A 12,086-nucleotide genomic window follows, 5' to 3' on the forward strand; every position below is an offset into this window, starting at 1 on the left:
CGACCCGAAGATCGAGACGGCCACCCTGCGCCAGATCGAGCACGCCTACCAGGTCGCCGAACGCTGGCACCGGGGGCAGAAGCGCAAGAGCGGCGACCCGTACATCACGCACCCGCTCGCGGTCACCACGATCCTCGCCGAACTCGGCATGGACCCCGCGACGCTCATGGCCGGGCTGCTCCACGACACCGTCGAGGACACCGAGTACGGGCTCGACACGCTCCGTGAGGACTTCGGCGACACCGTCGCGCTCCTCGTGGACGGCGTCACCAAGCTCGACAAGGTCAAGTTCGGCGAGGCCGCGCAGGCCGAGACGGTCCGCAAGATGGTCGTCGCGATGGCCAAGGACCCGCGCGTCCTCGTCATCAAGCTCGCCGACCGCCTGCACAACATGCGCACGATGCGCTACCTCAAGCGCGAGAAGCAGGAGAAGAAGGCCCGCGAGACCCTGGAGATCTACGCCCCGCTCGCCCACCGCCTGGGCATGAACACCATCAAGTGGGAGCTGGAGGACCTCGCCTTCGCGATCCTCTACCCGAAGATGTACGACGAGATCGTCCGCCTCGTCGCCGAGCGCGCCCCCAAGCGCGACGAGTACCTCGCGGTCGTCACCGACGAGGTGCAGTCCGACCTGCGCGCCGCCCGCATCAAGGCGACCGTCACGGGCCGCCCGAAGCACTACTACAGCGTCTACCAGAAGATGATCGTACGAGGCCGTGACTTCGCGGAGATCTACGACCTCGTCGGCATCCGCGTCCTCGTGGACACCGTCCGCGACTGCTACGCGGCGCTCGGCACCGTGCACGCGCGATGGAACCCGGTCCCCGGCCGGTTCAAGGACTACATCGCGATGCCCAAGTTCAACATGTACCAGTCGCTGCACACGACGGTCATCGGGCCCGGCGGCAAGCCCGTCGAGCTCCAGATCCGCACCTTCGACATGCACCGCCGCGCCGAGTACGGCATCGCCGCGCACTGGAAGTACAAGCAGGAGGCCGTCGCGGGCGCCTCCAAGGTCCGCACCGACGCGCCGAAGAAGTCCGGCAAGGACGACGGCGCGATCAACGACATGGCCTGGCTGCGCCAGCTCCTCGACTGGCAGAAGGAGACCGAGGACCCCGGCGAGTTCCTGGAATCGCTCCGCTTCGACCTCTCCCGCAACGAGGTCTTCGTCTTCACCCCCAAGGGTGACGTCATCGCGCTGCCCGCCGGGGCGACGCCCGTCGACTTCGCCTACGCCGTGCACACCGAGGTCGGCAACCGCACGATCGGCGCCCGCGTCAACGGCCGTCTCGTGCCGCTGGAGTCGACGCTCGACAACGGCGACGTCGTGGAGGTCTTCACCTCCAAGGCGGCCGGGGCGGGCCCCTCGCGCGACTGGCTCGGCTTCGTCAAGTCGCCTCGCGCGCGCAACAAGATCCGCGGGCACTTCTCCAAGGAGCGCCGCGAGGAGGCGATCGAGCAGGGCAAGGACGCCATCGTCCGCGCGATGCGCAAGCAGAACCTGCCGATCCACCGCATCCTCACCAGCGACAGCCTCGTGACGCTCGCGCACGAGATGCGCTACGCGGACATCTCCTCGCTGTACGCGGCGATCGGCGAGGGCCACGTGCCCGCGCAGACCGTGCTCCAGAAGCTCGTCCAGTCCTACGGCGGCGAGGAGGAGACCAAGGACGACCTCGCCGAGTCCCAGCCGCCCTCGCGCGCCCGGCGCAAGCGGCGCGCCAAGTCCGACCCCGGCGTCATCGTCAAGGGCGTCGAGGACGTGTGGGTCAAGCTCGCGCGCTGCTGCACGCCCGTCCCCGGCGACCCCATCGTGGGCTTCGTGACGCGCGGCAACGGCGTCTCGGTGCACCGCAAGGACTGCGTCAACGTGGACTCGCTCTCGAAGCAGCCGGAGCGGATGCTCGACGTCGAGTGGGCGCCGACCCAGTCCTCGGTCTTCCTCGTCGCCATCCAGGTCGAGGCCCTGGACCGCTCGCGGCTCCTCTCGGACGTCACGCGGGTCCTGTCCGACCAGCACGTCAACATCCTGTCGGCGGCGGTCCAGACCTCGCGGGACCGGGTCGCGACCTCGCGGTTCACCTTCGAGATGGGCGACCCGAAGCACCTTGGGCACGTGCTCAAGGCGGTGCGCGGCGTGGAGGGCGTGTACGACGTGTACCGCGTGACCTCGGCGCGCAGGCCCTAGCGGGAGCGCCCCGGCCGGAACACGCCCTGGCGGGAGCGCGCCCTGGCCGGAACAACGAGGAGGGGCCCACCGGAACGATCCGGTGGGCCCCTCCTTCTGCCGTACGGAGCCGCTCAGCCCCCGAACTCCTCCAGGCCCTTGAGCGCCTGGTCGAGCAGGGCCTGGCGGCCCTCCAGCTCGGCGCGCAGCTTCGCGGCCTTCGCCGTGTTGCCCGCCGACTCCGCCTGCGCGATCTGCGCGCGCAGCTTGTCGACGGCGCCCTGGAGCTGACCGGTCAGCCCGGCGGCACGGGCGCGCGCCTCGGGGTTGGTGCGACGCCACTCGGCCTCCTCGGCCTCCTGGATCGCCCGCTCCACGGCGTGCAGCCGGCCCTCGACCTTCGGCCGCGCGTCGCGCGGCACGTGCCCGATGGCCTCCCAGCGCTCGTTGATGCCCCGGAACGCGGCCCGGACCGCCTTGAGGTCCTTGACCGGGAGCAGCTTCTCCGCCTCGTCGGCGAGCGCCTCCTTGAGCTTGAGGTTCTCGCCCTGCTCCACGTCACGCTCGGCGAACAGCTCGTTGCGCGCCGAGAAGAAGACGTCCTGCGCGGCCCGGAACCGGGTCCACAGCTCGTCCTCCGCCTCGCGCTGCGCGCGCCCCGCCGCCTTCCAGCGCGTCATCAGGTCGCGGTAGCGCGCCGCCGTGGGACCCCACTCGGTCGAGCCCGAGAGCGACTCGGCCTCGGTGACCAGCCCCTCCTTGACCTTGCGGGCCTCCTCGCGCTGCGCGTCGAGCGCCGCGAAGTGCGCCTTGCGCCGCTTGGAGAACGCGGAGCGGGCGTGCGAGAAGCGGTGCCACAGCTCGTCGTCGGACTTGCGGTCCAGCCGGGGCAGCCCCTTCCAGATGTCCACGAGGGCGCGCAGACGCTCCCCGGCCACCCGCCACTGCTCGCTCCCGGCGAGCTGCTCGGCCTCGGCGACCAGCTCCTCCTTGGCCTTGCGGCTCTCCTCGCTCTGCTTGGCGCGCTCGGCCTTGCGCACCTCCTGGCGCTCCTGGACCGTCGACAGGAGCGCGTCCAGACGCTTGTCCAGGGCTTCGAGATCACCCACGGCGTTCGCGCCGCGCACCTGCTCGCGCAGGTGCCCCACGGCCGTCTGGGCGTCCTTCGCCGAGAGGTCCGTCGTCCGCACGCGGCGCTCCAACAGCCCGATCTCGACGGCGAGTCCCTCGTACTTGCGCTCGAAGTACGCGAGGGCCTCGGCGGGCGAACCGGCCTGCCAGGAACCGACCTCCCGCTCACCCTCGGCGGTCCGCACGTACACGGTCCCGGTCTCGTCGACTCGGCCCCACGGGTCGCTGCTCACAGCGCCTCCATCCACATGATGCCGGGCCCCTGGTGGGGGCCCTCGGCATCGTCCACGTTTTCGTCACGGCCAACATAGGCGACCTGTGGGGCGGCTGTCCGCATTCTCGGGCGCCGGACTTGCCCGTACGCACGGTGAAAGCCGCCCCCTAGGGGTCAGGACTTCGCGACGCTCGCCTTGTCGATCACCACGGTCGCGTTCGGCGCCCCGTCGCCCTGCCCGGTGCTCTCGCCCGCGCCGGCGATCTTCTTGAGCACCTTCATGCCGTCCGCCGAGATGGTGCCGAAGGGCGTGTAGTCGGGCGGCAGCTGGCTGTCCTGGTAGACGAGGAAGAACTGGCTGCCGCCGGTGTGCCGCCCCTTCTTCGTCTGGGCGTTGTACTGGTTCGCCATCGCGACCGTGCCCGCCGGGTACACGTTGCCCTTGAGCTTCTTGTCCTTGAGGTTCTCGTCCGGGAGCGTGTAGCCGGGCCCGCCGGTGCCGTTGCCCGAGGGGTCGCCGCACTGGAGGACGTAGATCCCCGCCGTCGTCAGGCGGTGGCACTTCGTGTGGTCGAAGTAGCCCTTGCCCGTGAGGTAGTCGAAGGAGTTCACCGTGTGCGGGGCGTTCTTCGCGTCCAGCGCGATGCCGATGTCCCCGCACGTCGTCGCGAGCTTCATCGTGTAGTCGGCGGACTTGTCGATGGCGAGCGCCGGTTCCTTCTTGTACGACAGCTTCTTGACCGCTCCGGCCGCCGGCTTGTCGCAGGGGTCCGGCGCCTTGCTCGGGCTCGCGCTCGGGCTCGGCTGGGCGGCGGCCTCGCTGTTCTTGTCGTCCTTCGCCTTGTCGCTGTCGAAGGCGCCGCCCGCCCAGGCACCCCCGCCGGCGACGATCACCACCGCGACGGTCGAGGCGATGATGACGTTGCGCCTGCGCGCCCGCCGCCGTGCCGTCTGGCGCCGCTCCTGCTGGCGCAGGAACTTGTCCCGGGCGAGCTGGCGCCGCCGCTGATCGTTGCTGACCACCGGGTGTCTCCTCGTCGTCTACCTGTCCGCAAACCCGTTCGGACAGGGGGTCGTGTGTGCCCCGTACCGTATACGGGTTCGCTGTGGAATCGGCACCGCCGGTAGTCTCGATCCCGGCCGCGTGCCCGACGCGGCCGCGCCCACCCGCGGACACAAAGGACGAACGTGCTCATTGCCGGTTTCGCCGCCGGGGCCTGGGGGACCAACTGCTACGTGGTCGCTCCCGCCGCCGGAGAGGAATGCGTCATCATCGACCCGGGCCACCAGGCCACCGCGGGGGTCGAGGAGACGCTCGCGAAGCACCGGCTCAAGCCCGTCGCCGTCGTCCTCACCCACGGCCACATCGACCACGTCGCCTCGGTCGTCCCCGTGTGCGGGGCGCACGACGTCCCCGCGTGGATCCACCCCGCCGACCGCCACATGATGAGCGACCCCGAGGCCGGTATCGGCCGCTCGATCGGGATGCCGCTCCTGGGCGAGCTGACGGTCGGCGAGCCCTCCGACGTCGAGGAGCTGAGCGACGGGGCCCGCCTGAGCCTCGCCGGGCTCGACTTCTCCGTCGCGCACGCGCCCGGCCATACCAAGGGGTCGGTGACCTTCCGGACCCCCGAGGGCGCGGACCTGCCGTCCGTGCTCTTCTCCGGGGACCTGCTCTTCGCCGGCTCCATCGGACGCACCGACCTGCCCGGCGGTGACGCGGACGAGATCCTCGGCTCGCTGGCGCGGGTGTGCCTGCCGCTCGACGACTCGACCGTGGTCCTGTCCGGACACGGTCCCCAGACGACCATCGGCCGCGAACGCGCCACCAACCCGTACCTGCGGCAGGTGGCGGCCGGCCAGGGAAGCGCCGCGACGGCGTTCCCCCGACGAGGAATGTGACAGCGAACAACCGTGAGCACCTTCAAGGCACCCAAGGGCACCTACGACCTGCTGCCCCCCGACTCGGGCCGCTTCCTCGCCGTCCGCGAGGCCATCGCCGCGCCGCTGCGGGACGCCGGGTACGGCTACATCGAGACCCCGGGATTCGAGGACGTACGGCTCTTCGCGCGCGGGGTCGGTGAGTCCACCGACATCGTCAGCAAGGAGATGTACGTCTTCACGACCAAGGGCGGCGACGAGCTGGCGCTGCGCCCCGAGGGCACGGCGGCCGTGCTGCGCGCCGTCCTGGAGTCGAACCTGCACAAGACGGGGAACCTGCCCGTCAAGGTCTGGTACTCGGGCTCCCAGTACCGCTACGAGCGCCCGCAGAAGGGCCGCTACCGGCACTTCTCCCAGGTCGGCGCCGAGGCGATCGGCGCCGAGGACCCGCTGCTCGACGCCGAGCTGATCATCCTCGCCGACCAGGCGTACCGCTCGCTGGGGCTCACCGGGCACCGCATCCTGCTCAACTCGCTCGGCGACGCCACGTGCCGCCCCGCCTACCGCGCGGCGCTCCAGGACTTCCTGCGCGCCCTGGACCTGGACGAGGAGACCCGCCGCCGCGTCGAGATCAACCCGCTGCGCGTCCTCGACGACAAGCGCCCCGAGGTCCAGGAGCGGCTCACCGGGGCCCCGCTCCTCGCCGACCACCTGTGCGAGGACTGCAAGGCGTACCACGAGGAGGTCCGCACGCTCCTGGACGGCGCGGGCGTCGCCTACGAGGACGACCCGAAGCTCGTGCGCGGCCTGGACTACTACACCCGCACGACCTTCGAGTTCGTCCACGACGGCCTCGGCTCGCAGTCGGCGGTCGGCGGCGGCGGGCGCTACGACGGGCTCTCCGAGATGCTCGGCGGGCCCGCGCTGCCCTCGGTGGGCTGGGCGCTCGGCGTGGACCGCACGGTCCTCGCCCTGGAGGCGGAGGGCGTCGTCCTCGACCTCCCGCCCGTCACGAGCGTGTACGCGGTCCCGCTCGGCGAGGCCGCGCGGCGCGCCCTCTTCGAGAAGGTGACCGAGCTGCGCAGGGCCGGGATCGCGACCGACCTCTCCTTCGGAGGTCGCGGCCTCAAGGGCGCGATGAAGAGCGCGAACCGCTCGGGCGCCCGCCTCGCCCTCATCGCGGGCGAGCGCGACCTCGTGGACGGCAGCGTCCAGATCAAGGACCTGGAGTCCGGCGAGCAGCACGCGGTGCCGCTCGCGCAGGCGGTCGCGGAGATCCAGCGGCTGCTGGGCTGAGCGCGCGGGCCCGGCCGGGCGGGCGGAAGCCCGGCCGGGCCCGCGGGTGGCGTGTGGCCGGGCGGGCGCGGGTGTCGTGGGGCGCTCCTCCCGCTGGGAGGGCCCGCCCCCCGTTTTCGTCAACCCGGCGCCCCCGAAACCACTCGCCGGAGTGGATTGCCTCACGTGCGGTGGCGCCAACTCGGGCCGTGTACCGGGGGAGTGGGTCTTTCCCGTGCCCCGTTGGGCCCTCCCGTTCTCAGGTTGCTGGGGCACAATGCAGGAGCCCCAGCAAACCGAGCGACGGAAACGGCGTGATGAGCGACACGATGGAAGTCAGCGACGAGGTCGGCCACGAGCACGACCCCCGGCACCCCGAGGGCCCGGTCTCCCGGCTCGGCGCCTCGCGTGCCTTCGCCGTCATGCTGGTGCTCACCGGAGCGGCGGGCCTGCTCGCGGCCTGGGTCATCACGCTCGACAAGTTCAAGCTCCTGGAGGACCCGAGCTTCACCCCCGGGTGCAGCCTCAACCCGGTCGTCTCCTGCGGCAGCGTGATGAAGAGCGACCAGGCGGCGGCCTTCGGCTTCCCCAACCCGATGCTCGGTCTCGCCACGTACGCGGTCGTGATCTGCGTCGGCATGACCCTGCTCGCCGGGGCCCGGATGCCGCGCTGGTACTGGCTGACCTTCAACTTCGGCACCCTCTTCGGCATCGGCTTCGTCACCTGGCTCCAGTACCAGTCCCTGTACAGCATCAACGCCCTGTGCCTGTGGTGCTGCCTCGCCTGGGTCGCGACGGTCGTCATGTTCTGGTACGTGACCGCGCACAACGTCCGCAACGGCTACCTGCCGGCCCCCGCCTGGGCGCGCGGCTTCTTCGGCGAGTTCCCCTGGGTGCTGCCCGTCCTGCACCTCGGGATCATCGGCCTCCTGATCCTGCTGCGCTGGTGGGACTTCTGGACGAGCTGAGCGAGGACCGGCCGGCCCCGCTGAGGGCGGACCGTACGGCCTGATGAGGACGGCACCGAGCGCGCCCGAGGCGTTGTCGGTGCCGTCCTTTAGGCTTTCCGCGTGGAACCCGACTTGTTCACCGCCGCCGCCGAAGAGCGCCAGGAGAAGGACCCGGGCAACAGCCCCCTCGCCGTCCGGATGCGCCCGCGCACCCTGGACGAGGTGGTGGGCCAGCAGCACCTGCTCGGGGCGGGCTCCCCGCTGCGCCGGCTCGTGGGGGAGGGGAACGGCGGTCCCGCCGGGGCCTCCTCGGTGATCCTGTGGGGCCCGCCGGGGACGGGCAAGACGACGCTCGCCTACGTCGTGAGCAAGGCGACCGACGCCCGCTTCGTGGAGCTGTCCGCGATCACCGCCGGGGTCAAGGAGGTCCGCACGGTCATCGACGGGGCCCGCAGGGCCAGCGGCGGCTACGGCAAGGACACCGTCCTCTTCCTGGACGAGATCCACCGGTTCAGCAAGGCCCAGCAGGACTCCCTGCTGCCCGCCGTCGAGAACCGCTGGGTCACCCTCATCGCGGCGACGACGGAGAACCCGTACTTCTCCGTGATCTCCCCGCTCCTGTCCCGCTCCCTGCTCCTGACCCTCGAACCGCTCACGGACGAGGACATCCGCGCCCTGCTGCACCGCTCCCTCACCGACGAGCGCGGCCTCAAGGGCGCGGTCACGCTCGCCGAGGACGCCGAGGAGCACCTGCTGCGGGTTGCCGGAGGGGACGCGCGCCGCGCGCTGACCGCCCTGGAGGCGGGCGCCGGGGCCGCGCTCGCCAAGAAGGAGCCCGCGATCACTCTCCGGACCCTGGAGGAGACGGTCAACAAGGCGGCGCTCACGTACGACCGCGACGGCGACCAGCACTACGACGTCGCGAGTGCCCTCATCAAGTCGATCCGCGGCTCGGACGTGGACGCGGCCCTGCACTACCTGGCACGCATGATCGAGGCGGGCGAGGACCCGCGCTTCATCGCGCGCCGCCTCATGATCTCCGCGAGCGAGGACATCGGCCTCGCCGACCCGAGCGCCCTGCCCACCGCCGTCGCCGCCGCGCAGGCCGTCGCGATGATCGGCTTCCCCGAGGCCGCGCTGACCCTGAGCCACGCGACCATCGCCCTCGCGCTCGCGCCGAAGTCGAACGCGGCCACGCTCGCGATCGGCGCCGCGCTCGAAGACGTCCGCAAGGGCCTCGCCGGCGCCGTCCCGCCGCACCTGCGCGACGGCCACTACAAGGGCGCCAAGAAGCTCGGCCACGCCCAGGGCTACGTGTACCCGCACGACGTCCCCGGCGCGATCGCCGCGCAGCAGTACGCGCCGGACGCGCTCAAGGACCGGCAGTACTACACGCCGACGCGGTACGGGGCGGAGGCACGGTACGCGGACGTCGTGGAGATGGTCCGGGAGCGCCTGCGCGGGACGCGGGAGTAGCGGCGGTGGTCCGCTTCGAGCTGACGACCCGGATCGCGGCGCCGCCCGAGAGGGTCTTCGACGTGTCGCTCGACGTCGATCTGCACCAGGCGTCCATGGCTCGATCGGGTGAAAGCGCCGTCGCGGGGGTGACGTCGGGCCGCATGGGCCCGGGGGACACGGTGACGTGGCGGGCCCGGCACTACGGCGTGCGCTGGCGGATGACCTCGCGGATCAGCGCGTACGAGCGGCCCGGGTACTTCGTGGACGAGCAGGTGCGCGGCCCCTTCGCGCGCTGGCACCACGCGCACCACTTCGCCCCGGACGGCGCGGGCGGCATGCTCATGCGGGACGTCGTCGAGTTCGCCGCGCCCCTCGGACCGCTCGGCCAAATCGCCGAACGGGTCGCGCTCGGGCGGTACATGCCCCGGCTGATCCGGGTGCGCAACGCGTACGTGCGCGAGGCGGCGGAGCGCGGCCGGGCCTGACCCGTGGCGCGTGCGTCCGGCCCGCGGCCCGTCCCCCCTCGGACGGCGGCCCCTCCCCCGAGGCCGTGGTCCCGTCCGCACGGGCTCCCCGGGCGTCGCTCAGTCGCGGGGCTGGTCGGAGTCGTCCGCGCCGTCGAAGTCCTCCGCCGCGTCGAAGAGCGCGGCCATCGCCCGGCGCAGCCCGTGCACGTCGCCGACCGGCTCGGGGAAGTCGAAGCGCGCGTCGAAGCAGCGCACCCCGGTGAAGCGGACCCGCAGCCCGAGGCGGTCGAGGGCGACCGGCACCACCGCCGGGCAGTCGGCCGCGGCCCGCTCGCCCAGGAGAGCGCGCAGGCGCCGCACCTCCGGGGCGTGCGCCGCGTGCAGGTGCTGGAGGAGTTCCGCCTCGTACGCGCGCAGCGGGTCGGGCGCCGCGGCGGCGAACTCCTCGATGTCCACGCGGGCCACGCCCCACAGGTCGTCCACGCGGATCTCGTACGGCTCCAGCCGCAGCGTCGCCCAGGCCGGGCCGCCCAGTCCGGTGGGCCCCGCCACCGAGTGCGCCTCGGGCGTGTCGTCGGGGAGGCGGGTGAGCCAGCCGGAGACCCAGGCCCGGCCCCGTACCCGGTGCGGGACCGAGACGGGGGCGACGTCGGTCAGCTCCAGGACGACGGGCAGTTCGTCCCCCCGCGCGCGCGAGGCGGCGCGTACGACGGGCGCCGTGGCGGAGTAGACGAGGTGGAGGTCGCCCTCGGGCGTCACGGTGCGCGCTTCGGGTACGAGCGGGAGCGAGCCGGTCGTCTCGGGGCCCGGCAGGAGCAGCACCGCGGAGCATGTACCCTGTACGAGAGTTCGTGTGCGCTCGGCTGCTGACGGCATCCGGGTGGATTCAAGCCCCCTTTCCCCTTGGGAGTCCCCCTCAAGACTCCCGTCGTGGGCGTCCTGGCCGCCGAGGCTGTCAGGACGGGGACGCGGCTGACCACGATCTGATCGGACCTCCGTCGATGCGTCGCCTTTTCGAGCGCGACGGGCGTTCGTGATGCGCGTGGTGTTCCCAGGGCGAGACATGCGATCTCCTTGAGTAAGGTGAGCCTAACCTAACCTATTTCGGAGGTCTGGAGAACGTGCCTAACCAGTCGCGTCCCAAGGTCAAGAAGTCCCGTGCGCTCGGCATCGCGCTGACGCCGAAGGCCGTCAAGTACTTCGAGGCCCGTCCCTACCCGCCGGGCGAGCACGGCCGCGGCCGCAAGCAGAACAGTGACTACAAGGTCCGTCTGCTGGAGAAGCAGCGTCTGCGCGCGCAGTACGACATCTCCGAGCGCCAGATGGCCCGCGCCTACGACCGCGCCCGCAAGGCCGAGGGCAAGACCGGCGAGGCCCTGGTCATCGAGCTGGAGCGCCGCCTCGACGCCCTGGTCCTGCGTTCGGGCATCGCCCGCACCATCTACCAGGCCCGCCAGATGGTCGTCCACGGCCACATCGAGGTCAACGGCACGAAGGTCGACAAGCCCTCCTTCCGCGTCCGTCCCGACGACGTCGTGATGGTCCGCGAGCGCAGCCGCTCGAAGCACCCGTTCCAGGTCGCCCGCGAGGGTGGCTACGACACGGACGGCGAGACCCCGCGCTACCTCCAGGTCAACCTGAAGGCCCTCGCCTTCCGCCTGGACCGCGACCCGAACCGCAAGGAAATCCCGGTCATCTGCGACGAGCAGCTCGTCGTCGAGTACTACGCCCGCTGACGACCCCCCCGAGGTCGCCGCGCGCCGCGCAGCACTCCGGCCCGCCTCCCCGCCGTGTCCGCACGGCGGGGGGAGCGGGCCGCTCGCGTTCGCGCTCCCGGGAACGGGATGCGCGCGGACGGGAGCGGGCCCGCGCCGCGATAGGCTCGGCACCACGACCGCGCCGCCCGCACACCACGGGGCGAACGGCGCGCGACCCACAAGCAGAAGGAGCGGTGCGCAGTGTCCGGAGGAGAGGTGGCAGGGCTGCTGGTGGCCGTGTTCTGGGCGATTCTCGTCTCCTTCCTCGCGGTCGCGCTCGCGCGGCTCGCGCAGACCCTCAGGGCCACGACGAAGATGGTCGCCGACGTCACCGAACAGGCCGTCCCCCTGCTCACGGACGCCTCCGCGACCGTGCGCTCCGCGCAGACCCAGCTCGACCGCGTCGACGCGATCGCCACGGACGTCCAGGAGGTCACCTCGAACGCCTCCGCGCTCTCCACCACCGTCGCGACCACCTTCGGCGGCCCCCTCGTGAAGGTCGCCGCCTTCGGCTACGGGGTGCGCCGCGCCCTCGGCCGCCAGGCCGAACCGCCGCCGCGCACCGTCGTCGGCCGCACCGTCAAGGGCAGGCGCCGCTCCCGCCGCAAGGGCGCCTGACGCCCGCCCGTCCCGTACCACCACCGGAAGGACCGCTGCCGCGATGTTCCGCCGTACGTTCTGGTTCACCGCCGGAGCGGCCGCGGGGGTCTGGGCCACCTCCAAGGCGCACGCCAAGCTCCGCAAACTGGCCCCCGAGTCCCTCGTGGCCCAGGCCGCGGACCG

General features: G+C 72.0%; 11 protein-coding genes. 8 read left to right on the forward strand and 3 right to left on the reverse strand.

Annotation, left to right across the window (positions count from 1 at the left end; genetic code table 11):
• Positions 1-2,191 (forward strand): RelA/SpoT family protein (locus SSBG_RS25545; RefSeq protein ID WP_037870624.1); only part of this gene is annotated, 2,191 nt, incomplete at its 5' end.
• Between the two features lie 113 nt (positions 2,192-2,304).
• Here SSBG_RS25545 and SSBG_RS25550 read toward each other — a convergent pair.
• Positions 2,305-3,534, reverse strand: coding sequence for a DUF349 domain-containing protein (locus SSBG_RS25550; protein ID WP_008748947.1), 1,230 nt, complete (start codon positions 3,532-3,534; stop codon positions 2,305-2,307).
• Positions 3,535-3,689: 155 nt separating this feature from the next.
• Complete coding sequence (locus tag SSBG_RS25555) at positions 3,690-4,538, reverse strand: peptidylprolyl isomerase (RefSeq protein ID WP_008748948.1); 849 nt, start codon at positions 4,536-4,538, stop codon at positions 3,690-3,692.
• Between the two features lie 165 nt (positions 4,539-4,703).
• Here SSBG_RS25555 and SSBG_RS25560 point away from each other — a divergent pair, with 165 nt between their 5' ends.
• The 5 genes from SSBG_RS25560 (at position 4,704) to SSBG_RS25580 (ending at position 9,564) form a co-directional block, all read left to right on the forward strand.
• The gene (locus SSBG_RS25560) at positions 4,704-5,417 is read left to right on the forward strand and encodes an MBL fold metallo-hydrolase (protein WP_008748949.1); all 714 of its coding nucleotides are present in this window, start codon (positions 4,704-4,706) and stop codon (positions 5,415-5,417) included.
• 12 nt (positions 5,418-5,429) lie between these two features.
• The gene (gene hisS / locus SSBG_RS25565; RefSeq protein ID WP_008748950.1) at positions 5,430-6,692 is read left to right on the forward strand and encodes a histidine--tRNA ligase; all 1,263 of its coding nucleotides are present in this window, start codon (positions 5,430-5,432) and stop codon (positions 6,690-6,692) included.
• A 308-nt stretch (positions 6,693-7,000) separates the two neighbouring features.
• Positions 7,001-7,639 carry a vitamin K epoxide reductase family protein gene (locus tag SSBG_RS25570; RefSeq protein WP_008748951.1) on the forward strand — a complete coding sequence of 213 codons (639 nt, stop codon included), beginning with the start codon at positions 7,001-7,003 and terminating at the stop codon, positions 7,637-7,639.
• Between the two features lie 102 nt (positions 7,640-7,741).
• Positions 7,742-9,097, forward strand: a complete 1,356-nt coding sequence (locus tag SSBG_RS25575) for a replication-associated recombination protein A (RefSeq protein WP_008748952.1) — start codon at positions 7,742-7,744, stop codon at positions 9,095-9,097.
• 5 nt (positions 9,098-9,102) lie between these two features.
• Entirely contained in the window at positions 9,103-9,564 is a 462-nt protein-coding gene (locus SSBG_RS25580) for an SRPBCC family protein (protein ID WP_008748953.1), read from the forward strand.
• A 99-nt stretch (positions 9,565-9,663) separates the two neighbouring features.
• Here SSBG_RS25580 and SSBG_RS25585 read toward each other — a convergent pair whose 3' ends face one another.
• Positions 9,664-10,422: a DUF2470 domain-containing protein gene (locus SSBG_RS25585; RefSeq protein WP_008748954.1), complete on the reverse strand. Its 759-nt coding sequence runs from the start codon at positions 10,420-10,422 to the stop codon at positions 9,664-9,666.
• Between the two features lie 245 nt (positions 10,423-10,667).
• On the opposite strand from SSBG_RS25585, the gene rpsD reads away from it, so the two are divergent.
• Both rpsD and SSBG_RS25595 read left to right on the forward strand, forming a co-directional pair.
• The gene (gene rpsD / locus SSBG_RS25590) at positions 10,668-11,282 is read left to right on the forward strand and encodes a 30S ribosomal protein S4 (RefSeq protein WP_007829289.1); all 615 of its coding nucleotides are present in this window, start codon (positions 10,668-10,670) and stop codon (positions 11,280-11,282) included.
• A 222-nt stretch (positions 11,283-11,504) separates the two neighbouring features.
• Positions 11,505-11,921, forward strand: a complete 417-nt coding sequence (locus SSBG_RS25595) for a DUF948 domain-containing protein (RefSeq protein ID WP_008748955.1) — start codon at positions 11,505-11,507, stop codon at positions 11,919-11,921.
• Positions 11,922-12,086: the final 165 nt, after the last annotated feature.

The organism is Streptomyces sp. SPB074 (assembly GCF_000154905.1).
Classification (GTDB): domain Bacteria; phylum Actinomycetota; class Actinomycetes; order Streptomycetales; family Streptomycetaceae; genus Streptomyces.